Annotated in this window: 21 protein-coding genes and 1 tRNA gene; 3 read left to right on the top strand and 19 right to left on the bottom strand. The window is 40.0% G+C overall.

The window, feature by feature from the left end:
- Nucleotides 1-99 precede the first annotated feature (99 nt).
- Together ASC84_RS15830 and ASC84_RS15825 are read left to right on the top strand one after the other, a co-directional pair.
- A complete protein-coding gene (locus ASC84_RS15830) occupies nt 100-801 on the top strand; it encodes a DsbA family protein (RefSeq protein WP_056516519.1) in 702 nt (233 codons plus the stop codon).
- A gap of 1,118 nt (nt 802-1,919) precedes the next feature.
- Complete coding sequence (locus tag ASC84_RS15825; RefSeq protein ID WP_056516515.1) at nt 1,920-3,065, top strand: hypothetical protein; 1,146 nt, start codon at nt 1,920-1,922, stop codon at nt 3,063-3,065.
- Between the two features lie 81 nt (nt 3,066-3,146).
- On the opposite strand, the gene ASC84_RS15820 is transcribed toward ASC84_RS15825, so the two are convergent.
- The 6 genes from ASC84_RS15820 to ASC84_RS15795 all read right to left on the bottom strand — a co-directional run bounded on the left by ASC84_RS15820 (nt 3,147) and on the right by ASC84_RS15795 (nt 9,580).
- A complete protein-coding gene (locus ASC84_RS15820) occupies nt 3,147-3,557 on the bottom strand; it encodes a hypothetical protein (RefSeq protein WP_056516511.1) in 411 nt (136 codons plus the stop codon).
- Between the two features lie 60 nt (nt 3,558-3,617).
- Nucleotides 3,618-5,549 carry a molecular chaperone HtpG gene (gene htpG, locus ASC84_RS15815; protein ID WP_056516508.1) on the bottom strand — a complete coding sequence of 644 codons (1,932 nt, stop codon included), beginning with the start codon at nt 5,547-5,549 and terminating at the stop codon, nt 3,618-3,620.
- 92 nt (nt 5,550-5,641) lie between these two features.
- Nucleotides 5,642-5,983: a lysozyme inhibitor LprI family protein gene (locus tag ASC84_RS15810; protein ID WP_004718461.1), complete on the bottom strand. Its 342-nt coding sequence runs from the start codon at nt 5,981-5,983 to the stop codon at nt 5,642-5,644.
- A gap of 167 nt (nt 5,984-6,150) precedes the next feature.
- Entirely contained in the window at nt 6,151-6,762 is a 612-nt protein-coding gene (locus ASC84_RS15805; protein ID WP_016539694.1) for an OmpW family protein, read from the bottom strand.
- 379 nt (nt 6,763-7,141) lie between these two features.
- Nucleotides 7,142-8,560 (bottom strand): Na+/H+ antiporter family protein, encoded by a 1,419-nt coding sequence (locus tag ASC84_RS15800; protein ID WP_004818515.1) that lies wholly within the window; start codon nt 8,558-8,560, stop codon nt 7,142-7,144.
- Nucleotides 8,561-8,704: 144 nt separating this feature from the next.
- Nucleotides 8,705-9,580, bottom strand: a complete 876-nt coding sequence (locus tag ASC84_RS15795) for an alpha/beta fold hydrolase (protein ID WP_056516962.1) — start codon at nt 9,578-9,580, stop codon at nt 8,705-8,707.
- Nucleotides 9,581-9,699: 119 nt separating this feature from the next.
- On the opposite strand from ASC84_RS15795, the gene ASC84_RS15790 reads away from it, so the two are divergent.
- Nucleotides 9,700-10,188, top strand: coding sequence for a PaaI family thioesterase (locus ASC84_RS15790; RefSeq protein ID WP_004718468.1), 489 nt, complete (start codon nt 9,700-9,702; stop codon nt 10,186-10,188).
- Between the two features lie 174 nt (nt 10,189-10,362).
- On the opposite strand, the gene ASC84_RS15785 is transcribed toward ASC84_RS15790, so the two are convergent.
- From ASC84_RS15785 to tuf, 13 genes are all read right to left on the bottom strand, one after another.
- Nucleotides 10,363-10,719 (bottom strand): hypothetical protein, encoded by a 357-nt coding sequence (locus ASC84_RS15785; RefSeq protein WP_004718470.1) that lies wholly within the window; start codon nt 10,717-10,719, stop codon nt 10,363-10,365.
- A gap of 393 nt (nt 10,720-11,112) precedes the next feature.
- Nucleotides 11,113-11,676, bottom strand: a complete 564-nt coding sequence (locus tag ASC84_RS15780; RefSeq protein ID WP_056516505.1) for a hypothetical protein — start codon at nt 11,674-11,676, stop codon at nt 11,113-11,115.
- Between the two features lie 83 nt (nt 11,677-11,759).
- Nucleotides 11,760-15,953 carry a DNA-directed RNA polymerase subunit beta' gene (gene rpoC / locus ASC84_RS15775; protein WP_004718473.1) on the bottom strand — a complete coding sequence of 1,398 codons (4,194 nt, stop codon included), beginning with the start codon at nt 15,951-15,953 and terminating at the stop codon, nt 11,760-11,762.
- 154 nt (nt 15,954-16,107) lie between these two features.
- Entirely contained in the window at nt 16,108-20,196 is a 4,089-nt protein-coding gene (rpoB, locus tag ASC84_RS15770; protein WP_056516502.1) for a DNA-directed RNA polymerase subunit beta, read from the bottom strand.
- A 304-nt stretch (nt 20,197-20,500) separates the two neighbouring features.
- Nucleotides 20,501-20,866 (bottom strand): 50S ribosomal protein L7/L12, encoded by a 366-nt coding sequence (gene rplL / locus ASC84_RS15765; RefSeq protein ID WP_004818508.1) that lies wholly within the window; start codon nt 20,864-20,866, stop codon nt 20,501-20,503.
- A 48-nt stretch (nt 20,867-20,914) separates the two neighbouring features.
- Entirely contained in the window at nt 20,915-21,421 is a 507-nt protein-coding gene (rplJ, locus tag ASC84_RS15760; protein ID WP_004718479.1) for a 50S ribosomal protein L10, read from the bottom strand.
- A gap of 361 nt (nt 21,422-21,782) precedes the next feature.
- Entirely contained in the window at nt 21,783-22,478 is a 696-nt protein-coding gene (gene rplA / locus ASC84_RS15755) for a 50S ribosomal protein L1 (RefSeq protein WP_004718482.1), read from the bottom strand.
- Nucleotides 22,479-22,481: 3 nt separating this feature from the next.
- On the bottom strand, nt 22,482-22,910 hold the full coding sequence (gene rplK, locus ASC84_RS15750) for a 50S ribosomal protein L11 (RefSeq protein ID WP_004718484.1): 429 nt from the start codon (nt 22,908-22,910) through the stop codon (nt 22,482-22,484).
- A 117-nt stretch (nt 22,911-23,027) separates the two neighbouring features.
- Complete coding sequence (nusG, locus tag ASC84_RS15745; protein WP_004718486.1) at nt 23,028-23,561, bottom strand: transcription termination/antitermination protein NusG; 534 nt, start codon at nt 23,559-23,561, stop codon at nt 23,028-23,030.
- Nucleotides 23,562-23,568: 7 nt separating this feature from the next.
- Nucleotides 23,569-24,009, bottom strand: coding sequence for a preprotein translocase subunit SecE (gene secE / locus ASC84_RS15740; protein ID WP_004718489.1), 441 nt, complete (start codon nt 24,007-24,009; stop codon nt 23,569-23,571).
- A gap of 74 nt (nt 24,010-24,083) precedes the next feature.
- Nucleotides 24,084-24,159: transfer RNA gene (locus ASC84_RS15735), tRNA-Trp, on the bottom strand.
- A 50-nt stretch (nt 24,160-24,209) separates the two neighbouring features.
- On the bottom strand, nt 24,210-24,296 hold the full coding sequence (locus tag ASC84_RS22465; RefSeq protein ID WP_227508788.1) for a hypothetical protein: 87 nt from the start codon (nt 24,294-24,296) through the stop codon (nt 24,210-24,212).
- A gap of 13 nt (nt 24,297-24,309) precedes the next feature.
- Nucleotides 24,310-25,500: an elongation factor Tu gene (gene tuf, locus ASC84_RS15730; RefSeq protein WP_004723653.1), complete on the bottom strand. Its 1,191-nt coding sequence runs from the start codon at nt 25,498-25,500 to the stop codon at nt 24,310-24,312.

Here is a 25,500-nt window from a genome sequence, read left to right as displayed (position 1 = left end):
CGCTGAATAAGCTTAAAATGAGCATCGCTTAAAAGTTTCACTTTAAATTTATGCAAACAAACCCCATCATAATCCAGAATTAGATTGTAGAGATTTCCCATGCGCGTAGATATTTGGTCAGATGTGGTTTGCCCTTTTTGCTATATCGGTAAAAAACGTTTAGAAGCTGCTGCTGAACAAGCAGGTATTGAACTTGAAGTCCATTGGCACAGTTTTGAACTTGATCCTGAAGCACCTACGCGTCAAGAAGTTTCAAATTCTGAACGTCTTGCGCAGAAATATGGACGTAGCATCCCTGAAGTTGAAGATATGCAACGCAATATTGCAGCAATGGCAAAAGAAGAAGGCATCCAATTTAACTGGGAAAATGCCAACTCAGGAAATACCTTTAATGCCCATCGTATCATTCACCTTGCACAAAGTAAGGGTTTAGGTTCAGAAGCAGAAGAAGCTTTTTTCTATAGCTATATGACACAAGGTCTACCGATTGGTGAGCGTGAAACAATTGAAGATGTCGCATCTCGTATTGGTTTAAATCCAATAGAAGTTGATGATGTTCTAGACTCTGAAGAATATGCTGACTTTGTAAAATTCGATGAACAAGTTGCTCATGAACAATTAAAAGTAACAGGTGTACCATTCTTTGTCTTTGATCAGCGGGTGGCTTTAGCAGGTGCTCAACCACGTGAAGTCTTTGTACAAGTGTTAGAAAAAGCCCTTGAAACTGCGAATGATGCTGAAATCGAGCAACAGGATGGCCCTGTTTGTGCTGATAACTCTTGTGAAGTTCCCAACAAATAAAATCAGCTACTGGAGAAATTCCTTGAAGGAGTTTCTTCAGTATTCAATAAGCATAGTAATATTTAAGAAAATGGTTAAAAAACCAACATAAACTGATCATAAAAATATATTGAATGATTTCTATGCCTTATTTTTAATAGGTCATTTTTTAAAATTTTACGTGCCATTTTTGCAATACAGCGTTGCAGAAAAGGAACTATTCATCGTGTTTTTCTTAGACTAAGATCTGTAAATATTTTTCGTTCCCACGAAATTCATGCGCTGTAGTTTCTTTTTTTAATTTTCTTATTTTTTAAGACACAACACCTCCTCTTTTGGAGGTGTTTTTGTTTATGCTACAATAAAATCGGCCTTGAGGATAAAATTAAAGTTATCCACAACAGCGTATAATTTTTCTTCATTCTCGATTTTCAAACGTGCATGACAGCTATAGTCAAACCACCTAATTATTAATACAAGTGATTTGCATCAAGTGATTGATCAGAAATGAAGCTTATATTTTTGTATGAGCTTTTTAAAACTATTAGTTATCAATTCTTTTTTTGTGCTTTTGAATCATAGATGGTTATCCTATCGTGGGGCGACAGGGATGTCGCTGTTGGGCGGGGGTATAGGACGTACCCCTCGCCCAGCAAAAGATTTAAACTTTGAATGTAAGGTGTGGCATTGCAAGCTTTTTATAATCAAAAAATTTTCCATTCAATTGATTTTACTAAAAATATTAATTAAGAGAAATTATATTCTTTTGTGTAAATTTTTTGATAGATTGACTATATTAGGCTTCTTTCATAAGTCCTTTTTAAAACTATAAATCAACATAAAATCCCCCTCATCCTAGCCTTCTCCCAGAGGGAGAAGGAACTTTCAATACGCAAAAGAATTTTTAGCTTAAAAGCTTTACTACAATTGGGCTGTGGATAATAAAAGCACTGATCTATTAAAAAACAGCTTAAACTGCGCTTTGGTTCGCGATATCGCTGATAGAATGCGTTTCATTTTAAATAAATTTATGTTTTTTGTACTTAAAATAGCGATTCCATTGAAATTCAGTGTTTTTTTAAGGCATAGTTATACTGAAAATTAAAAACTGAATGATTCAAAGTTTAAGAAGTGTGCATATGAATAAAATATCAATCTTCTCAAAACTACCTTATGTCTTAATATTAGGCGGTTTTTTTGGGAACGCTGCATTTGCAGAAGTAAATAGCAGTCTTGAAGCGAATGCTAAAACGGGGAAAGTCGATCAGCAACCTTCTTTAGCCACCACCAAAGACAATGAGATCGGCTTGCTCAACTATATTCCAAAAATTGTTGACTCAACACCGACCATTTTCCCAGAACAATCTAATCAGGTTATTGTTCCTCCAACTGATGCAACAGAAGATCAAACCTGGGCCGACAAAAAGCAGAAAAAAATTAGCAACTGGGCAGACCGTACAGCCAATAAAATGGACAACTGGTTTGGAAAAACTGATCCTGCACATCCAGCATCAGCAACGTTGCGGATCATTGTTGATAATCAATGGAACAAACATGATGGTTATGATGTCAATCCACGTATCCGAGGCAAAGTAAAATTACCCACACTTGAAAACCGTTTAAGTGTGGTCTTTGGTGATGATTCATTAGATGATGAAATTTCCAATAATATTGCGATCAATAATAATCATGCTGATGGTGATCCAGATAAACGAGTGGATGGTAAACAAATTCGTGATGATAACAGCTCGATTGCTTTACGTTGGTCACAGCTTTCTAAACGCTTACCTTTTGACTTAGATGCAGATCTTGGTATTCGTTCAGGCGATGATATTTATGCACGTTTAAAGGCTCAAAAAGATTGGAAACTGGGGAATGATTTTACTTTTCATGCAGAACAAATTTATCGCTATGGAATCGACAGTGAAAACTATTTAAGAACCAACTTAGAGCTAACCCATGCTCGCCCCAATCAGCCCTTTATTTCTAACCAATTCTATGTGACGTATGCAGATGAACAAGACGATGATTTAACTTGGGATAACCGTACTTATCGTCAACATCAGTTCTTTAAAAACAATCGCTTTAACTACGGTATCTACACTGGCGGTTATTATAATGATAATGATCTTAAATTAAACAGTTGGGGGCCTTTTGTGTCTTGGCGACAACCTGTTTGGCGTGAATGGTTTTACGTACAAGGTGATTTAAATTATTTTAATGATCGTCGTGAAGATCGTAGCCATTTCCCAAGTGCTTTGGTCCGTTTAGAAGCGTTATTTTAAGCATAAGCTGAATCTTTAAGCTGAACTGTGGATAAGTTTCGACTTATCCACTGCTGTTTATAAAACGCCTGCTATATCCTTTTAATTCAATGAGGCAATTGAAAAAAATTCAAAAGTAAAACTATAAGCGGGACCAAAGTCGCTTGAATTTGGCATATACATTGTTTCGTAAGTCATTCGCCCAATCGCCCTAACTTCTTTATCGACTAAAGCATCGTCTATTTTAAGGCTTGGATGTACTGCTATAGGTAGCGCCATTCCCCCTTTCCCATCGCTAGCTGCAAGTTCATAGTTCTGACCATTTTTTTTCAATATACCAATCACAGCTGCCTGTGTGTTTTGTCGTAAGAACATGGCGTTATGTACTGAAAGATCTGTGGTATTTGCATTGCGCTTTTCAACAGCTGGAAGTTCATATGCCATCACTACTGTTGTAGCTAAACTGAGTAATACAGAACAGCCTATACATTGAATTCTTTTAAATTTATTCATTTAATCTTATTAATAAAAAAGCCTATCTCTAAGATAGGCTCTGTTAAAACAAATGACGACTTATTTAAGCAATAAATTGTTAATACGTTTTACATATTCCGCAGGATCATCAGGTAAACCACCCTCAGCAATTACGGCCTGATCAAAGATCACATTGGCTAAATCATCAAACTGTGCCGAACCTTCCAATTTTTTCACTAAAGGATGTTCTGGGTTAATTTCCAGAATTGGCTTAGATTCAGGTACAGCCTGACCCGCTTGTTTTAACATACGAATCAATTGTGGAGAAAGCTCACCATCGCTGGTCACTAGACATGCTGGTGAGTCCACCAAACGCGTTGTCACACGCACTTCTTTGGTCTTGGCTTTTAATGAATCAGAGAGTTTTTCAACCACAGGTTTAAACTGTTCTGCGGCAGCTTCAAGTGCTTTTTTCTCTTCAGCATCTTGTAAATCACCAAGATCGACTGCACCCTTTGCGACATTTTGCATAGGTGTACCATCAAAGTCATGCACAAACTCCATCGCCCATTCATCAACACGGTCTGCCATAAGCAAAACTTCAATGTCTTTTTTACGGAACAATTCAAGTTGTGGTGAGTTTTTTGCAGCCGCTAAGCTATCGGCAGTCACATAATAGATGGCTTTTTGCCCTTCTTTCATGCGTGCTTTATACGCTTCCAATGATGTTGAAACTTCATCATTGCTCGAAGTAGAGAAGCGTAAAAGTTTTAGAATACGTTCACGATTACCAAAGTCTTCACCTAAACCTTCCTTGATTACTGAACCAAACTCAGCATAGAAGGTTTTAAATTTGTCTTGGTCAGCCTGATCTTCTGATTTTGCTAAAGCATCCAATGTTGTCAATACACGACGTGCATTTCCTTCACGAATGGTTTTCACATCACGGCTTTCTTGTAAAATCTCACGGCTTACGTTAAGCGGCAGATCAGCACTATCCACCACACCTTGTACAAAACGTAGATAATTTGGAATCAGATTGTCTGCATCATCCATAATAAATACACGTTTTACATAAAGTTTGATGCCTGCTTTAGCTTCACGTGTGAAAATATTACTTGGTGCTTTACTTGGAATATAAAGCAATTGGGTATATTCAGTGCTGCCTTCAACTCGGTTATGTGCCCAAGCCAATGGTGCATCAAAGTCATGAGTTAAATTCTTATAGAATTCTACATACTGCTCTTCAGTAATTTCGCCTTTGCTACGTGTCCACAAAGCACTTGCTGAGTTAATCGCTTCCCATTCATCTGTTTTAACATAATGACCTGGTTTTTTCTCTTCGCCTTCAGCAGCTTCTTCTTCCTGCCAAACTTCCTTCTGCATTTCGATAGGTAAGCTGATATGGTCAGAGTATTTATTGATAATTTGTTTAACTTTATAAGATTCTAAATAATCCAGCGCATCATCACGTAAATGCAAAATAATCGATGTTCCACGTGAAGTCTTCTCAATTTGTTCAACTTCAAAATCACCTGTACCGCCACTGATCCAACGTACACCTTCTGAGGCATCTAAACCTGCACGACGAGATTCAACGGTAATCTTATCAGCAACGATAAAACCAGAATAAAAACCTACACCAAACTGACCAATCAGTTGCGCATCTGCTTTTTGGTCACCAGATAGCTTTGACATAAAGTCTTTGGTGCCTGATTTAGCAATCGTCCCTAAGTTATCAATTGCTTCCTGTTGGCTTAAACCAATACCATTATCTGAGATGGTGATTGTTTTAGCATCTTTATCTAGGCTTACACGAACATGTAAGTCTGGATCATTCTCATAATATTCAGGATGGTTAATTCCTTCAAAACGCAACTTATCACATGCATCTGAAGCATTTGAAATCAGCTCGCGTAGGAAAATTTCAGGGTTAGAATAAAGTGAATGCGTCACTAAATGTAAAAGCTGAGCCACTTCTGCTTGAAAGCTATGCTTTTTTGAACTGTGTTGTACGTTCTGTTCACTCATAAAATCACTCCGTAAATTCATAACGCTTTTTTATTGAATGCATTAGAAATGGAGTGGTTTAAGCATATTTCAATAGGCAAATTTATTTTTTTTTAAAATGGGCCTTGTTGGTAAACTCGATTCATATAAATCTCTAGTTTTTGCTGGCGCATCTGATACGCATCGGTTAAACAACGTAGATTGTCCTGACATTGATTGCGCAGTTGTAACCATTTCACTTGCTGATCCTGTATCACGCCCCGTGTTCCCATCGGAACGAGTTTACGGATAATGGTATAGGTGGTCGCCATTTTGACATCTGCATCGTTTAAACTGCGATGCTCACAAATGGCATGTTCGCTTTTGGTCTGGGCACGCTCACAATTAAAACTTGCAGCATTGGCTATAGTGCTACTGCTTAACCCTACAAATATTATAAAAATTAAATTTTTCATATCATGTCAAAGTCTTATTGATGTTCTGATAGATTAAATGGATTTAATCGGCGCTTATATAGCTAAAAATAACTATTTTTTATTGCTTCTTGTTTCAATATATAAGGCTCTGTAAAAATAAAAAAACTCGGTAAATTTACCGAGTTTTTTATGATTCTAAAGCGAACTTAGAATCTATAGCTATAACCCAAAGTATAGATAACTGGATCAATATCTAAATCAAATTTTGCAGCAGTGGTATTACCCGCTTTAACAGTCACTTCTGGGCTTAATTGAGCATAACGGGCATCAAAGAAAACACCCCAATTTTTTGCATCAGCAGGTTGGAAGTTAAAACCGATTTGACCAGCAAAACCAAAATCTTCTTTAACTTTAACCTTAGTGCCCGCCAATGCCCCAGATGATTCCTCATCCCATGCAAGGAATGCTGTACCACCAACACCAATATACGGTGTAAAACGTGTAGAGTTTTTAAAGTTATATTTAAACGTTACAGTTGGTGGTAAGTGTTTAAGGTTAACTGCTTTTTCACCATCTAATTTCACATCGTGGCTAATTGGTGTAGCTAATAAAACTTCCGCAGAGAAAGGTGTTTCACCAAAGATATATTCTACAGAAGGTGTAAAAGCATATTCATGGTCTGCCTTCACAGTCCCAACACCAGCAACTTTGGTGTCTTGTGTTGGTGCAATCACCGAACCACCAACTTTGACTTGCCAATCTGCAAATGAAGCAGAAGAAATTGCCATTAATGCAATAAGAGCAGTTTGCTTTAACATTATAAATACCCCAGCGTTGTTATTAATAAGCATTAAACATAGGTATTAATAATATTGCAACATTTATTTAAATCAAAAATTATCATATATTTTCAAATAATTGTTATATAAGTAAATTTATTTTAACCATATCAATATGGTTGGTTTTTAAACCCAACTTAATTAATCAAGTTTATTTAATTAAAACCAAGTATTTTAATCAAGATAATATTATCAATTGGTTAGTTATTTTAAATAAATAAAATCATAACTATTATTTTATTTTTTAATATTTATAGGAAATTTCTCGCAAACACAAGTTATTTCAGACTAAATAACCATAAAAAAAGGAGATTCATCAATCATTTAATGAATCTCCTTATGTTTGATCAATGCCGGCTTATAAAACCATCGCTGCAATCCAGCCAAACACCAATAATGGAATATTAAAATGGATAAATGTTGGAACAACTGTATCCCAAATATGATCATGTTGCCCATCTACACCCAAACCAGCAGTAGGTCCTAAGGTCGAATCTGAAGCTGGTGAACCCGCATCTCCTAGTGCTGCCGCAGTACCAATTAAGGCAACAGTTGCAAGCGGAGAGAAGCCGAATTGTACACATAAAGGAACATAAATGACTGCAAGTACAGGCACACTTGAAAATGATGAACCAATTCCAATCGTCACAAATAATCCAATAAATAACATCAAGAAAGCAGCCAGCGCTTTATTGTCACCAATCAAATGAACAACACCGTTAACCAACTGATTTATGTCCCCAGTATGGGTCATCACAGATGCAAAACCCGCGGCAGAGATCATAATAAAACCGACCAATGCCATCATACGCATCCCTTGTACAAAAACATCATCCGCTTCTTGCCATTTAAAAATCCCTGCGGCAGAAAGAACAGAGAATCCAACCAATCCACCAAGAATCATCGAGCCTGAATACAATTGAGAGATCAGGGTTAAAATGATTGCCAGCAATGCCATAAGAATAGTTTTCTTGGCAATCACAGGAGCTTCTTGTTTGGCTTCTTGCTCTAAGGCAATGCCATCAGCTTTTAATACCTCAACATTTACCGCACGAAGTGGTTTATCTAAATCAATCGTGGTAATTGGCGCAACATTACGATCAACATAAATACGCGGTTTACGATAACTGACAAAAACGGCAAATAAAGTACCAATCACCATACCCAATACAGGAATAGCCATTCCCATAGGCATCATGCTTCTTTCAACATGCAAATGATAAGCAGCGCCAATTTTGTTGATATTCCCCATCAGAATTTGTTCAAGAAAAATTGCACCAAAGCCTACAGGCAAGAAGATATATGTGCCGACCAAACCTAAGGTCAGTACACATGCTGCGGCACGACGGTCGAGTTTCAAGTGATTCATCACTTTTAATAACGGTGGAACAAGCACAGGAATAAACGCAATATGCACAGGGATTAAGTTTTGTGAACAAATCGCGGCAATCAGTAAAATACCCAATAATAAGAATTTTACTTTGGTTGCTTGTTTCTGCGTGGCTTCCATACCGAGTAAGCCAATCAGTTTATATGCCAATAAATCGGGCAAGCCTGACTTTGAAAGTGCCAAAGCGAAAGCGCCTAATACCGCATATGCCAAGGCAACTTCTGCACCATCACCTAAGCCCGCATTAAATGCTGTAACTGTATCTGACAGACTTAAACCTGCAACCAACCCACCTATAATTGCTGAAATAACCAATGTTAAAACAACAGAAACTCGTGCCAGTGACAAGATAAACATCACGGCAATCGCAATAACGACAGCATTCATGGAGAAATTTACGAAAATTTGAAAGCCGATATTTTATCAGATTCACTACAATGAAGCTGTAATTTAGTCGAACTGGTCATAAAATGAATAGGCCATGTGAAAACATGGCCTATTTTTATAAGAGCTCACATCATTTTAAGCGAATCAACTCTCACTATTTTTGAGTGCAAATGTTTGAATATATTGTGCAATGTCTTGTGGTTGGCTAAGTACTGCCCAATGGTTTGCATCAACTTCTACACGTTCAAAATCTGTTGCCCATTTAGGCACTTCATCAATCAATTCTGGGCTTACAAATTTATCTCTTAACAGTACAACAGCCTGTACAGGACATACTGCATAACGCTCACGTGGTCGAGTTAAACGTGGAAGAAAGTTAGCACGGTATAGTCCGATACCATGTTCACCATCTTTTGCAATATTTTGGTTTAACGGTAAGCCTTTCTTTTTCTCAAGTTGCGTTAAAATTGCGCCCCAGCGTTGTGGACTAAAGAAATGCCAAACGGTCGGTGCAAGAAATGGTAACTGGAATGCAACGATATACCAAGATTTAAATAACTGCTTAAAAAATTTAGGCTTTTCATGCAAGAACTGTTCGCGCATCCAAAAAGCAGCATGATCTAAGCAAGGTCCAGACATGGTGGTATAAGACAAAATACGATTTTTAAATTTAGGTTCAGTCACAGATTCCCACGACTGAATCGAGCCCCAGTCATGCGCTGCAAGATGAAAATTACGATTGGGCAGTAGCTCATTTACCACGCACTCTAAATCCAGAGATAAGCGTGCTAAGCCATAATCACGAATTCGTTTCGGTACAGAAGACTGTCCTGCCCCACGCACATCATAAGTAATGATGTAAAATTTTGAGATCAATTGTTCAATAATCGGTTCCCAAACTTCCTGATTATCAGGATAGCCATGCACCAAAACCAATGCAGGGTTTTCAGCATTACCCCATGTTTTTGCATAAAGTTTTTGCTTATCTTGTGTGGATATCCAATAAGTTTGCACTTGCATTGAGTCACCTTTTATTGTTTTACCATTGGCTGTGATTTCGTTGTAGAGGGCATTTGGATCAATGCCACATTCCATTCAGTTCTTTATTATGGTTTAAAAATCGATAACTAGAATTGACCATGAATGCGCTAATCAAAAAACTACAGACAATCCCATTTGTTTCCAAGTTTATGTTGAATCATTTTTCTCCATATAAAGGTGCAGGGATTGAAATCGAAAAAATTGATCTAAAAAACTATCATGTTCGGGTCAAAATGCCACTGACACATAGCAATCAAAATATTGTTGGTGTGCACTTTGGCGGTAGTTTGTATTCAATGGTTGATCCATTTTATATGCTTCTTTTAATGCATCATCTGGGTCCGAAATATATGGTTTGGGATAAAACCGCAAGCATCAATTTCCTTTCCCCTGGACGTAGTACGGTTTATGCAGATATTCGTTTAGATGCGATTGAAATCGAACATGTCAAAGATTTAGCGGAAAACTATAATCCAGTCTATCGTAACTATACCGTGAATATTTTTGATGATTCTGGTTTAAGAATTGCTGAGGTACAAAAAACCGTATATATCCGTCGTAAAAACCCCCACCCCTTAAAACGCTAAACAAGATTAAAATCAGTCTTGCTAATGCGAAATATCAATAGGATGCCGCAATAGTACTAAGATGGTCAGATCTTTTAAGCTTAGATATGAATAGGAATAAAAAAATAAGCGCATCACGTAATCAGCAATGCTAATACGTTGCGCTTATTTTTATTGAGTCTTGGGTTTAGACGCTTACTTATTTTGCTCAATAGCAGCACCAGCACCACCACCGATCGCGCCACCAATTGCAGCACCAGCATCACCGCCAAGAACACCCTTACCAAGGACTGAGCCAATACCCGCACCAATACCACTATAGGTTGCATTGCGATTTGAACCATTATTGGCTTTGCTTCCTACAGCAGCACCACCGCCTGCACCAACAGCAGCACCAACGCCATTACCTGCATGATTACCTACACCGCCACCAACAGCACCACCAAGGGCCGCTGAAGCAATACGCTTATCATTTGCTGACATGTTTTCACAACCTGTAAGCATCACAATAGGTAAACTCACACACATCATAGTCATTACTATTTTTTTCATGTTATTCATCCTTTCTATCTGAACTTACAAATGCAATTGATTACCACTGATTGTATGAAAACACTAATTTATGGATTAAATTAAATTTTCATGTTGCCATTTGTAGTCTTTGATTATCAAAGATGCACCATCTAATTTAAATAACATTCATGTTAATAAGAAATTATTAGGTCGCTTTCATAAAGCAAAAGATAATCATGTTGAGTGAATTATATTGGTATTGAAGTCCCTTCTCGCTTTGGGAGAAGGCTAGGATGAGGGAAATTTCATGTTGATTTATCGTTTTAAAAAGGCGTTATGAAAAAAGCCTATCTTTGAGTAACCGCTTTCTAGTTAAAATTTTAAAAACAAGGGGTTAACCATCAAATACCTCATACTGAATTTTAATTTTGTTTATTTAATTTTTTCTTTGAGAAAATGATAACTTGCATAAACAAGCATCAAGATTGCCAGCTGGCTGAATACCAAGAAAAGCATAAAAAAGAGTTCAGCAAAGACAATACCAAGTTGATAGTGATACAAGGATTGGAATAAATAGCCATTTCGACCTAAACCTATGGTCATATCTTGTTTCGCGAAATGCCATTGCATCATCGAAAAACTAAACCAGATAAACCCAAGAATACATACAACCACAAGCACTCCATCCCACAACTTAAACTGCGCTGTCTGGGGCGTTGTTTGAAGTGTAGTTTCACGCTCTTCTTGCCAAATCATGCAAAATAAAAAAACGGCCCAAATGCTGCTCAATAGTGAAAAATATGCAGTCACCGATACAGTATAAAAAGCCAAGGGACCAAACCTTCCCGTTTGAATCTTTAATTTTTCTGTGATGAATTGAAATACATCGTGCTGCCAATTCATTTCTGGCTGAGCAGGTAAAAACATCAACAAACAGACGGGAACGAACATGACTGCCAGTAAAACTACCCATATATTTCTAATTTTAACTGCCATTTTTAATGTTTGTGACTGAGGTCTACTCAGTATATAAAAAAAGACGCCCTAAGGCGTCTTCTTCATTTCAAAAGCTGTTTAACTTAGAAAGAATCTTCGTTTAAAGCTTGAGAGAATGCTTGATCTACTTCAGAGAAGTCATTTACAAGCTCATGCTCTGCAGCCTCTGCTTCTTGACGACGACGCTCTAAGTGGTATGCAAGACCAGTACCTGCTGGAATCAAGCGACCTACAACAACGTTTTCTTTCAAGCCACGTAAATCATCTTCTTTACCTGTTACAGCCGCTTCAGTTAACACACGTGTTGTTTCCTGGAACGATGCAGCAGAGATGAACGAGTCAGTAGAAAGCGATGCTTTGGTAATACCCATCAATTGACGTTCATACTTCGCAGGGAACTTGTTCTGAGCCAATACCGCTTGGTTTTCGCCCACAACGCGGATGTAATCCACTTGTTCGCCTTTGATAAAGCTTGTATCGCCACCGTCGGTAATGTCAACTTTACGCAACATTTGACGAACGATTACTTCGATATGCTTATCGTTGATTTTTACACCTTGTAAGCGGTAAACGTCTTGAACTTCGTTCACGATGTAGTTGGTTAATGCAACTTCACCTTTCAAACGCAAGATGTCATGTGGGTTTTGTGGACCATCAGAAATGGTTTCACCACGGTTCACATGCTCACCTTCAAACACGTTAATGGTACGCCATTTTGGAATCAACTCTTCATAAATTTCAGAGCCATCATCTGGTGTAATCACTAAACGGTTCTTACCTTTGGTTTCTTTACCAAAGCTTACAACACCTGAGATTTCAGCAAGAATTGCATGTTCTTTCGGCTTACGTGCTTCGAACAAGTCAGCTACACGTGGCAGACCACCGGTAATATCACGAGTACGTGAAGTTTCTTGTGGCACACGACCAATAACGTCACCAACACCGATCGTCTCACCATCACGAACAGTTACGATCGTGTTTTGTGGCAAGAAGTAGAACTGTTCGCCGCCATCGGTTGTATCCAACACGATTGCAGGACGCAAATCTTTACCAGAAGCAGGACGTGCTGTTACAGGTAAAATTTCAACAGTGGTCATACCCGTTGCATCATCAGTTTTCGATGTTGCAGTTACGCCATCCGAAATTTGGCTGAAGCGTGCTTTACCAGCAACTTCTGTAACTAATGGATGTGTATGCGGATCCCAAGTTGCAACAATACCGCCGCCTTCTACAGGTTGACCATCTTTAATCAAGATAGACGCACCGTATGGAAGTTTATAACGCTCACGTTCGCGACCTAAATCATCAGCGATACCGATTTCACCTGAACGTGAAACAGACACCAAGTGACCTTTGGCATGTTGAACAGTTTTAACGTTATGGAAACGAACTGTACCTTTGTTACGTACTTGTACGCTATTTGCAGCAGACGTTCGGCTTGCAGCACCACCTACGTGGAATGTACGCATGGTTAACTGTGTACCAGGTTCACCAATTGATTGCGCAGCCATAACACCGACAGATTCACCTGGATTTACCAAGTGACCACGCGCCAAGTCACGACCATAACATTTAGCACATACACCGAAAGTCGAAGCACAGTTTACAACTGAACGTACTTTAACTTCATCGACACCCGCATCTTCAAGATACGCCGCGATTTTTTCGTCAATCAATGTGTTACGTGGAAGAACAACTTCATCTGAACCCGCTTTTTTCACGTCTTCAGCAGTTACACGTCCTAATACGCGTACACTTAATGGCTCAATGACATCGCCACCTTGAATGAACGGAGTCATTACAAGACCTTCCAGCGTACCACAATCTGGCTCAGTAATAACCAAGTCTTGCGCAACGTCGACCAGACGACGTGTCAAGTAACCAGAGTTTGCTGTTTTAAGTGCTGTATCGGCCAAACCTTTACGCGCACCATGTGTTGAAATGAAGTACTGAAGTACTGTCAAACCTTCACGGAAGTTTGCTTTAATCGGTGTCTCAATGATCGAACCATCTGGTTTCGCCATCAAACCACGCATACCTGCAAGCTGACGGATCTGAGCTGCCGAACCACGGGCACCTGAGTCAGACATCATGTAGATACTGTTGAATGATTTTTGCTTCTCGTCTTCACCCTGCTTGTTTTTAACAGTCGTGAATGACAAGTTGTCCATCATCGCTTTGGCAACTTGGTCGTTAGTACGCGCCCAAATATCGACAACTTTGTTGTAACGCTCACCCGCAGTTACGAAACCTTGCTCGAATTGTTGTTCAATTTCACGAACTTCAACTTCTGCTTTTTCGATAATTGCTTGTTTTTGTGGCGGAATCAACATGTCTTCCATACCCACAGAAACACCAGAACGTGTTGCTTGACGGAAGCCCAAGTACATCAATTGGTCAGCAAAGATAACTGTATCTTTCAAACCTAATTTACGGTAGCAAGAGTTAATCAACTTAGAGATGTTCTTTTTAGTCATCTCAACGTTGATTTGTTGGAAATCCATACCTTCAGGAACAACTTCCCAAAGTAAGCAACGACCAGGTGTCGTATCTACAACAATAGTTTGATGCTCACGGTTACCGTTTTCATCAATCACTGTTTGGTGTACACGTGCTTTTACACGTGCATGTAAGTCAACTTGACCTGTTGCAAGTGCACGGTTTACTTCGTGAGTATCCGCAAACACCATACCTTCACCTTTGGCATTGATTGCATCACGTGTGATGTAATACAAGCCCAAGACAACGTCCTGAGAAGGTACGATGATCGGCTCACCGTTGGCAGGTGACAAGATGTTGTTGGTCGACATCATTAACGCACGAGCTTCTAATTGAGCTTCAAGTGTTAATGGAACGTGAACCGCCATTTGGTCACCATCGAAGTCGGCGTTAAACGCAGCACAAACGAGTGGGTGTAAACGGATCGCTTTACCTTCAATTAGAATAGGTTCAAATGCTTGAAGACCTAAACGGTGAAGTGTTGGCGCACGGTTCAACATCACTGGATGTTGACGAATTACAGATGCAAGAACGTCCCAAACTTCAGGAGTTTCACGCTCAACCATTTTCTTCGCAGCTTTAATGGTTGTTGCTTGGCCAGAAGCTTGTAGCTTAGCAAAGATAAACGGCTTGAATAATTCAAGTGCCATTTTCTTCGGAAGACCACATTGGTGTAAACGTAAAGTTGGACCTACAGTAATTACCGAACGACCAGAGTAGTCAACACGCTTACCAAGTAAGTTTTGACGGAAACGACCTTGCTTACCTTTGATCATATCAGCCAAAGATTTAAGCGGACGTTTGTTCGAACCGGTAATAGCACGACCACGACGACCATTGTCCAATAACGCATCTACAGACTCTTGTAACATACGTTTTTCGTTACGTACGATAATGTCTGGTGCAGCAAGGTCAAGAAGACGTTTTAAACGGTTGTTACGGTTGATCACACGACGATAAAGATCGTTCAAGTCAGAAGTCGCGAAACGACCACCTTCAAGCGGTACCAACGGGCGAAGATCAGGTGGAAGTACTGGAAGTACATTCATCACCATCCATTCTGGCTTGTTGTTCGACTCTTTGAACGCTTCCATCAACTTCAAACGTTTAGAGGCTTTTTTAAGCTTCGTTTCTGAAGTTGTGTTTGGAATTTCTTCACGTAAACGAGAAATTTCAGCTTCAAGATCGATGTCTTTCAACAAATCTTGAACTGCTTCTGCACCCATTTTCGCGCTGAATTCGTCACCATGTTCTTCTAACGCAGTGAAGTATTCTTCATCGTTAAGAAGTTGGTACTTTTCCATTGGCGTCATGCCAGGATCAGTAACCACATAAGATTCGAAGTACAATACACGTTCGATATCACGTAAAGTCATATCAAGTAATAAACCGATACGGCTTGGTAATGATTTCAAGAACCAAATATGCGCAACTGGAGAAGCAAGCTCGATGTGACCCATACGCTCACGACGAACTTTTGCAGTTGTTACTTCAACGCCACATTTTTCACAAATGACGCCTTTATATTTCATACGCTTGTATTTACCACACAAGCATTCGTAATCTTTTACTGGACCAAAGATTTTGGCACAGAATAAACCATCACGTTCTGGTTTAAACGTACGATAGTTAATGGTTTCTGGCTTTTTAACTTCACCGTGAGACCATGACTTAATCATTTCTGGTGACGCAAGACCAATACGGATACGGTCAAACTCTACTGGAGCATGACCATCTGAATCCGTCTTTTTGCGCATGATATCGAGCAAGTCTTTCAATTTTTTTCTCCGTGTGTCGAAGCGCTTTTCAGGCTACGACTGGGTCACAAATATTGTTTTTTCACTGAATTTTAATCCCCCTTGATCCCCCTTTTTCTAAGGGGGAAAGTCCCTCTTTCATAAAGAGGGATTTAGGGAGATTCAATGGTGAAGTTTAGTCACCATTTTTCAGTTCAATGTTGATACCTAAAGAACGGATCTCTTTGGTCAATACGTTAAACGATTCAGGCATACCCGGATCCATATAATGGTTACCATCTACAATGTTCTTATAGATGCGAGTACGACCTTCAACGTCATCCGACTTCACAGTAAGCATTTCTTGAAGTGTATAAGCAGCACCATAAGCTTCTAGTGCCCAGACTTCCATCTCACCGAAACGCTGACCACCGAATTGTGCTTTACCACCAAGCGGTTGTTGAGTTACAAGTGAATAAGAACCAGTAGAACGTGCATGCATCTTGTCATCAACCAAATGGTTCAACTTGAGCATATACATATAACCAACAGTTACTGGGCGGTCAAAACGCTCACCTGTACGTCCGTCATACAATACTGTTTGACCTGTACGTGAGATACCACCAAGCTCAAGTAACTCTTTGATCTGACTTTCTTCTGCACCATCAAATACTGGCGTAGCTAAAGGAACACCTTTACGCAAGTTACCTGATAACACCAAGATTTCTTCATCAGTTAAGCTATCAAGATCTTCTTGCTCGCCACCAACTTTGTTATAAATCTTGTCTAAGAAATCACGAAGCTCAAGAACGGTACGTTGCTCTTTCATCATCTTGTCGATCTTATCGCCAAGACCTTTTGCAGCCATACCTAAGTGAGTTTCAAGAATCTGACCCACGTTCATACGTGATGGTACACCCAATGGGTTAAGTACGACATCAACTGGAACACCATGGATGTCATGCGGCATGTCTTCAACAGGCAAGATGTTTGATACAACACCTTTGTTACCATGACGACCCGCCATTTTATCACCAGGCTGGATACGACGTTTTACAGCTAAGTAAACTTTAACAACTTTCAAGACACCTGTTGTAAGCTCATCACCTGTAGAAAGTTTGCGTTTTTTCTCAGCAAATTTCTCATCAATCTCGTAGCTCTTCTCTTTCAAGAACACTTGAATTTGAGTTAAGCGTTCAGCGATACCTTCGTCTGTTGGTTGAACTTCTAAAAGATCAACAAGCTCTAAACCAGACAATACATCTTCAGATAGCTTATCACCGCGCTTGGTCGTACCGCCGCCATTCGACTCTTGGCCTTTTAACAAACGGATAATACGTTCACGAGCAGCTTCTTCGAAGATTTTGAATTCTTCTTTCAAGTCTTTACGATAAGCATCAAGTTGCGCTTTCTCAATCGCTTGAGCACGTTCATCTTTCTCGATACCGTCACGTGTAAACACTTGAACGTCGATGACTGTACCTTTAACGCTTGAAGAAACACGTAAAGATGAATCTTTAACGTCTGCCGCTTTCTCACCAAAGATTGCACGAAGTAATTTTTCTTCAGGGGTTAATTGTGTTTCACCTTTAGGTGTCACTTTACCAACAAGAATATCACCCGCTGCGACTTCAGCACCGATATAAACAATACCTGATTCATCAAGTTTAGATAACGCTGCTTCACCTACGTTAGGAATATCGGCAGTGATTTCTTCCGCACCTAACTTCGTATCACGCGCAACACATGATAATTCTTGAATATGAATTGACGTTAAACGATCTTCTTGAAGAACACGTTCAGATAATAAAATCGAGTCTTCGTAGTTATAACCGTTCCAAGTCATGAACGCGACACGCATGTTCTGACCCAATGCTAATTCACCACCATCAGTTGATGGACCATCAGCAAGAACGTCACCACGGCCAACTTTATCGCCCATGCTCACAAGCACTTTTTGGTTAATACATGTGTTTTGGTTTGAACGCGTGTATTTGATCAAGTTGTAGATATCTACACCTGCTTCACCCGCGATCATTTCATCTTCGTTGACACGAATAACCACACGTGATGCATCTACAAACTCAATGCGTCCGCCACGTTTCGCGATCACACATACACCAGAGTCGTGCGCTACGTTTGCTTCCATGCCAGTACCCACAAGTGGTTTATCAGCAAGCAATGTAGGAACAGCCTGACGTTGCATGTTTGAACCCATCAATGCACGGTTGGCATCATCGTGTTCAAGGAATGGAATAAGTGATGCAGCGACAGATACAACCTGTTGAGCAGATACATCCATATGCGTCACTTTTTCAGGTGGCATACGAACGAAGTCACCTTGGTGACGTACTGAAACGAAGTCTTCTGTTAAATGTCCATCTTTATCCAATGCAGAATCGGCCTGTGCAATAACAGTACCTACTTCTTCAATTGCAGATAAATATTCAACATCATCTGTTACACGACCATCAACAACGCGACGGTATGGTGTTTCCAAGAAACCGAAGTTGTTCGCTTTTGCATAAACAGAAAGCGAGTTGATCAAACCAATGTTTGGTCCTTCAGGTGTTTCAATTGGACATACACGACCATAGTGAGTTTGATGTACGTCACGTACTTCAAAGCCCGCACGTTCACGTGTCAAACCACCAGGCCCAAGCGCAGATACACGACGTTTGTGTGTAATTTCTGACAATGGGTTGTTTTGATCCATAAACTGTGACAATTGGCTTGAACCAAAGAATTCTTTGATTGCAGCAGCAACTGGTTTCGCATTGATCAAATCTTGTGGAGACAAGTTATCTGTTTCAGCTTGGTTTAAACGCTCTTTAACAGCACGTTCAACACGAACTAAACCAACACGGAATTGGTTTTCTGTCATTTCACCAACAGAACGTACGCGACGGTTACCCAAGTGATCGATATCGTCGACTTCACCTTTACCGTTACGAATTTCTACCAGTGTTTTCAGTACATCAATGATGTCATCGTTAGAAAGAATACCTTCTACTTCACGAGACTTCTGATCTGTACCTACTTCGTAAGGACGACCCAAACGACGGTTAAACTTCATACGACCCACAGGCGATAAATCATAACGCTCTGTAGAGAAGAATAAGTTATTGAATAAGTTTTCAGCCGCTTCTTTCGTTGGTGGCTCACCTGGACGCATCACTTTGTAGATTTCTACAAGTGCTTCTTCACGACCAGATGTTGTATCTGCACGTAAGGTGTCAGCAACAAAAGAACCACGATCGATGTCATTGGTGAACAGGATATTAAATTGTTTAATACCGCCTTCAGCAATTCTGACCAAAATCTCATGACTTAACACAGTGTTAGCAGTAATCACTTCACCGTCTTTAAGTACGATATCTTCAGCAGTAATACGCTCATACAAATATTCATCTGGAACTGGAAGTTTAGTTAAACCAGCAGCTTCCATTTGACGTACATGGCGAGCATTAATACGTTTACCTTGTTCAACAATGGCTTTACCATCATTGTCCACGATATCAAATTGAGCCATTTCACCACGAAGACGTTCAGGCACAAGATCAATCTGATAGCTACCCATATCAAGATATACAGGTACTTTTTCGTAGAACATATTGAGAATTTGTTCATTGCTATAGCTCAATGCACGTAACACAACAGTCGCAAGTAATTTACGACGACGGTCAATACGTACAAAGACTAAATCTTTAGCATCAAACTCAAAATCTAACCATGAACCACGATAAGGAATAATACGTGCTGAATAAAGCACTTTACCGCTTGAATGCGTTTTACCTTTATCATGGTCAAAGAATACGCCTGGTGAACGGTGTAATTGAGATACGATTACACGCTCAGTACCATTGATCACAAAGGTACCATTCTCAGTCATGAGTGGCATTTCACCCATGTACACTTCTTGTTCACGTACGTCTTTAATAGATTTCGTTTCACGATCTTTGATGATCAAACGAATTTTAACGCGCATTGGTGCCGCATAGGTTGAGCCACGAAGAATACATTCGCGAACATCAAACTCTGGTTTACCAAGACTATACTCAACGAATTCTAAAGCAGCATTGCCCGAATAACTTTCAATAGGAAAAACTGAACGAAATGCAGCTTGGAGACCGATATCTTCGCGATTTTTTGGTGTTTTGCCGTCTTGCAAGAATGTTCTGTACGAGTCGACTTGAATCGAGAGCAGGTACGGAGCATGCATGACTTGGGGCAATTTACCAAAATTCTTACGGATCCGTTTCTTTTCGGTATATGAGTATGCCATCTGGAGTCCTCGGAAAGTAAACTAAGTCCGCCTGCAGAACGAACTTAGAAGGAATTACGCAGGTCGATATGACCACCACTTTTATACAAATGCTGCAAATTTCAGTGGTACAAAACGCTTAGCAATATTTTTAAAATGGAAAAATATTGGTAAGCGTTTGATTGTGTTTATTTATTTTTAAAATTGATGGTTTTTCTACCAATCAATCTAAAATCGAGCCGATTATTGTAACGCAAAAAGGCTGATGACCCAAGAGCCATCAGCCAATTTTTGGGGTCAAATTAAAATTCGACCCCTAGCGAAATTACTTAACAGTAACTGTAGCACCAGTTTCTTCAAGTTTTTTCTTAAGTTCTTCAGCTTCTTCTTTAGAAACGCCTTCTTTAAGATTTGAAGGAGCGCCTTCTACTAAGTCTTTAGCTTCTTTCAAGCCAAGACCAGTAACTTCACGTACTGCTTTAATTACAGCAACTTTGTTAGCACCGAAAGAAGTCAATTCAACATTGAATTCTGATTGCTCTTCAGCAGCAGCAACAGCAGGACCTGCAGCTACAGCCACAGCAGCAGCTGATACGTTGAATTTCTCTTCGAAAGCAGAGATAAGTTCAACAAGTTCAAGAACAGTTTTTTCAGCAACTGCGTTTAAGATTTCTTCGTTAGTTAAAGCCATGAGAATAACTCCAAATGGATATTGAATGGTGTGTGAAATTTATTAAGCTTATGCAGCTTCTGACTCGTTTTTCTCTTTGAGCGCTGTAATAAGGCGACCCAATTTCGAAATAGGAGCTTGAAGAACATTGGCAAGCATAGTAAGTGCTTTTTCTTGGTTCGGAAGATTCGCGATAACGCTAACGTCAGCACCTTGATAAAGTTTGCCGTCAAATGCAGCAGCTTTAAGTTCAAATGCTTTGTTAGTTTTAGCAAATTCTTCAAACAAGCGAGCAGCTGCGCCCATGTCATCTTCAGAAGTTGAAAAAGCTAGAATAGTTGGACCAACAAGGTTTTCGTCTAAGATATCAAATTGAGTACCTTCGAAAGCACGTTTAGCCAAAGTGTTACGCACGATACGTGTCTTAACACCTAACTTACGAGCTTCAACACGAAGTGTAGTCAATTGTTCAACTGTTAAACCTTGGTAGTCAGCAACAACAGCAGCAAACGCGGTAGAAGCAACTTCATTTACTTCCGCAACGATCTGTTTTTTGTCTTCGATAAGAAGAGCCATTGTAAAACCTCCTAACGGTGATTTATGCAATCCACGGACTGCACTCCCAATTCGTAAATCAATCTCTTGACTTACACGCGGAGGAGGAATCAATCACACCACCGCGTCTACTCAGACTGGTATTTTAAGAAGCGAATCCGAAGACTCCCCTCGCCTGAGGTCTTTGACGCTGATAAATTTACATCTATCAATTCAAAGTCCGCCTGATGATCAACAAAGCAATGCTTTATCAATCCACAAGAAGAAAAGCTCAACCTCAATAGAAGTCATCACTCTTTCTTGCGTAAAATTTGAAGTAACACTTCAAATTTTACTCAGGACTTTAAAATTCTTTTATCGCAATATAATTATTGAAAAATAATTATTTAGAAACGTTTTGTACATCAACAACAAGACCAGGACCCATAGTTGAGCTCAAAGTGATCTTTTGGATGTAGATACCTTTAGAAGTCGCAGGTTTTGCTTTCTTAAGGTCAGCGATAAGCGCTTCAACGTTTGAACGAACAGCTTCAGCAGTGAAACCTACTTGACCGATCGCAGCGTGGATGATACCCGCTTTGTCTACACGGTAACGTGCTTGACCAGCTTTTGCATTTTTAACTGCAGTTGCTACGTCAGGAGTTACAGTCCCCACTTTAGGGTTTGGCATTAAGCCACGTGGACCAAGGATCGTACCTAACTTACCAACAACACGCATTGCATCTGGAGCAGCAATCACAACATCGAAGTCTAAGTTACCCGCTTGAATGCTTTCAGCAAGATCATCAAAACCAACGATGTCCGCGCCTTCAGCTTTAGCAGCTTCAGCAGCAGCGCCTTGAGCAAACACAGCAACACGTACAGTTTTACCAGTACCTGCAGGAAGTGTAGTCGCGCCACGAACAACTTGGTCAGATTTACGAGGATCAACACCTAGGTTTACCGCAACATCCAAAGATTCTTTGAATTTTGCAGCAGGTAGGCTGCTAAGAACTTGTACTGCTTCTTCCAAAGTGTAAACTTTGTTTGCTTCAATAGCTGCAGCAATGGCTTTTTGACGTTTAGTTAACTTTGCCATGTCTTATAGCTCCACTTCCAAGCCCATAGAACGCGCAGAACCAGCAATGGTACGTACACGTGCGTCTAAATCAGCACCAGTTAAATCTGGTTCTTTAGTAGTCGCAATTTCTTCTAACTGAGCGCGAGTCAACTTACCAACTTTAGTTTTGTTTGGTACAGCAGAACCCTTTTGGATACCAGCAGCTTTCTTAAGAAGAATCGCAGCAGGTGGAGTTTTCATGATGAATGTGAACGACTTATCGTTGTACACAGTGATCACTACAGGAATTGGAAGACCTTGTTCAACTTTTTGTGTAGCAGCATTGAATTCTTTACAGAATGCCATGATGTTAACACCACGTTGACCTAGTGCAGGACCAATCGGTGGAGATGGATTCGCTTTACCAGCTGGAACTTGCAGCTTGATATAGCCGTCAATCTTCTTAGCCATTTCAAATTACCTCTGGGTACAAACGCCTTTTAGAGCTCCCCAACATTTCAAGTAACGATACCGTTACAACAACAATGCCCGATCCATAACAAATCGGGCGCTTTCAAACAGTGCAAATTAAATTGTTTTTTCGACTTGGCGAAATTCCAATTCAACTTGAGTTGGTCGATTAAATACATTAATCGTCAACGTTAAACGTGATTTTTCGTACTGAACTTCTTCCACCACACCTTTAAAGTCTGTGAATGGACCGTCAGTAACAAGTAATTCTTCACCCGGCTCAAACATCGTCTTAGGACGAGGTGCTTCACCTTTATTGTGTACACGTGCAAGAATCGCATCAGCTTCTTTTTGCGTAATTGGTGCTGGCTTTTCAGCTGTACCACCAATAAAACCTAATACTTTTGGACATTCTTTAACAATGTGCCAAGTTTCATCATTCATTTCCATTTCGACTAACACATAGCCAGGAAAGAATTTACGCTCTGATTTACGCTTCTTACCATCCTTCATCTCTACCACTTCTTCGGTAGGAACAAGGACTTCACCAAAACTATCAGCAACAGCGCTACGCTGGATTCGATCATTAAGTGAACGCATCACTTGTTTTTCATAACCTGAATAGGCATGAATAATGTACCAACGTTTCATAGCTCTCTTACCCGATAATAAACTTCATAAACCAACCGATGATATAGTCAAAACACCACAAAATAATTGCGGCAACTACAACAACGAGGAGAACTTGCCATGAAGTGGTTACTGTTTCATGTTTCGTAGGCCATGTAACTCGACGCAATTCGATACGAGAGTCTTTAAGCAAACGAACAAAGCCTTTGCCTTGATGGGTGGCGTATAATAAACCTAAAGCTACGATGATACAAGCTAAAATTACCCCAATACGCACCCAGACACTATTTGCAGGTGCCCAATACGCTGGAAGATATTGATTTGTCATCAACGCACCGCCAAATAAAGCCAATGCTATGATCCACAAAATAAAATCAAATGGAGAACTTGTCTTCACCATTTCAGCAGAATTGTTGCTTTGAGGAATTGCCGCGCCGCCCATTGCGTCACGTGATTTATCATTCGACATTTTTGTACTCGTCGTAGGTTTCGCGACTTATTATATGACCAGTTTAGCCGACATCAAGTTTTTTATTTAAAAAATGGCAGGTCAGGAGGGACTCGAACCCCCAACATTCGGTTTTGGAGACCGACGCTCTACCAATTGAACTACTGACCTATAAACAAACCGAGAGCCTAAACTCTCGGTTAGAACAAACATATTAGCGGTTATGCAGTTACTTTAGCAACTACACCAGCACCAACTGTACGACCACCTTCACGGATCGCAAAACGTAGACCTGGGTCCATTGCGATTGGGTGAATTAGNTTATGCAGTTACTTTAGCAACTACACCAGCACCAACTGTACGACCACCTTCACGGATCGCAAAACGTAGACCTGGGTCCATTGCGATTGGGTGAATTAGTTCTACTGACATTTCAACGTTGTCACCYGGCATAACCATTTCAACGCCGTCTTGTAATTGGATTGCRCCAGTTACGTCAGTTGTACGGAAGTAGAACTGTGGACGGTAACCGTTAAGGAACGGAGTATGACGACCACCTTCTTCTTTAGAAAGTACATATACTTCTGCGTCGAATTTAGTGTGCGGCTTGATTGTACCTGGTTTAGCAAGTACTTGACCACGTTGTACGTCTTCACGCTTAGTACCACGTAAAAGAACACCACAGTTCTCGCCCGCACGACCTTCGTCAAGAAGTTTACGGAACATTTCTACGCCAGTTACAGTTGTTTTAACTGTATCTTTGATACCAACGATTTCAACTTCTTCGCCGACTTTAACGATACCAGATTCTACACGACCTGTTACCACTGTACCACGACCAGAAATAGAGAATACATCTTCRATTGGCATCAAGAATGCTTTATCGATAGCACGTTCTGGTTCTGGAATATAAGARTCAAGCGCTTCAACAAGTGAAAGTACAGCTGATTCGCCATATTGACCAGCATCACCATTMAGYGCAGCAAGTGCTGAACCACGGATGATAGGYGTGTCATCACCWGGGAAGTCATAAGTAGAAAGAAGTTCACGAACTTCCATTTCTACTAATTCAAGTAATTCTTCATCATCAACAAGGTCACACTTGTTAAGRAATACAAGAATATAAGGTACACCTACTTGGCGAGAAAGAAGGATGTGTTCACGAGTYTGTGGCATWGGACCATCAGTCGCAGCACATACAAGGATCGCACCGTCCATCTGAGCAGCACCAGTRATCATGTTTTTAACATAATCGGCGTGACCTGGGCAGTCTACGTGAGCGTAGTGACGAATTGGAGAATCGTATTCTACGTGTGAAGTATTAATTGTAATACCACGTGCTTTTTCTTCTGGTGCAGAATCGATTGCTGCGTAGTCTTTAGCTTCACCGCCGTAAGTTTTTGCACAAATTGTTGCAATTGCAGCAGTTAAAGTTGTTTTACCATGGTCGACGTGACCAATTGTACCCACGTTTACGTGTGGCTTATTACGTTCAAACTTAGCCTTAGCCAT

The organism is Acinetobacter sp. Root1280 (assembly GCF_001425285.1).
Classification (GTDB): Bacteria; Pseudomonadota; Gammaproteobacteria; order Pseudomonadales; family Moraxellaceae; genus Acinetobacter; species Acinetobacter guillouiae.
The sequence above is the reverse complement of the archived record's forward strand: the minus strand, read 5'-3'. Positions and strand labels throughout refer to the sequence as shown.

Bases quoted from the DNA above. Each gene is read 5' to 3' on its own strand.
- ASC84_RS15785 (WP_004718470.1), bottom strand. From the start codon at position 10,719: ATGAAAAAAATAGTAATGACTATGATGTGTGTGAGTTTACCTATTGTG.
- ASC84_RS15805 (WP_016539694.1), bottom strand. From the start codon at position 6,762: ATGTTAAAGCAAACTGCTCTTATTGCATTAATGGCAATTTCTTCTGCT.
- ASC84_RS15795 (WP_056516962.1), bottom strand. From the start codon at position 9,580: ATGCAAGTGCAAACTTATTGGATATCCACACAAGATAAGCAAAAACTT.
- rplJ (WP_004718479.1), bottom strand. From the start codon at position 21,421: ATGGCTCTTCTTATCGAAGACAAAAAACAGATCGTTGCGGAAGTAAAT.
- rpoB (WP_056516502.1), bottom strand. From the start codon at position 20,196: ATGGCATACTCATATACCGAAAAGAAACGGATCCGTAAGAATTTTGGT.
- ASC84_RS15820 (WP_056516511.1), bottom strand. From the start codon at position 3,557: ATGAATAAATTTAAAAGAATTCAATGTATAGGCTGTTCTGTATTACTC.
- rplL (WP_004818508.1), bottom strand. From the start codon at position 20,866: ATGGCTTTAACTAACGAAGAAATCTTAAACGCAGTTGCTGAAAAAACT.
- ASC84_RS15800 (WP_004818515.1), bottom strand. From the start codon at position 8,560: ATGAATGCTGTCGTTATTGCGATTGCCGTGATGTTTATCTTGTCACTG.
- ASC84_RS15825 (WP_056516515.1), top strand. From the start codon at position 1,920: ATGAATAAAATATCAATCTTCTCAAAACTACCTTATGTCTTAATATTA.
- rplA (WP_004718482.1), bottom strand. From the start codon at position 22,478: ATGGCAAAGTTAACTAAACGTCAAAAAGCCATTGCTGCAGCTATTGAA.
- ASC84_RS15780 (WP_056516505.1), bottom strand. From the start codon at position 11,676: ATGGCAGTTAAAATTAGAAATATATGGGTAGTTTTACTGGCAGTCATG.
- htpG (WP_056516508.1), bottom strand. From the start codon at position 5,549: ATGAGTGAACAGAACGTACAACACAGTTCAAAAAAGCATAGCTTTCAA.
- rplK (WP_004718484.1), bottom strand. From the start codon at position 22,910: ATGGCTAAGAAGATTGACGGCTATATCAAGCTGCAAGTTCCAGCTGGT.
- ASC84_RS15830 (WP_056516519.1), top strand. From the start codon at position 100: ATGCGCGTAGATATTTGGTCAGATGTGGTTTGCCCTTTTTGCTATATC.
- ASC84_RS15790 (WP_004718468.1), top strand. From the start codon at position 9,700: ATGAATGCGCTAATCAAAAAACTACAGACAATCCCATTTGTTTCCAAG.
- secE (WP_004718489.1), bottom strand. From the start codon at position 24,009: ATGTCGAATGATAAATCACGTGACGCAATGGGCGGCGCGGCAATTCCT.
- ASC84_RS15810 (WP_004718461.1), bottom strand. From the start codon at position 5,983: ATGAAAAATTTAATTTTTATAATATTTGTAGGGTTAAGCAGTAGCACT.
- nusG (WP_004718486.1), bottom strand. From the start codon at position 23,561: ATGAAACGTTGGTACATTATTCATGCCTATTCAGGTTATGAAAAACAA.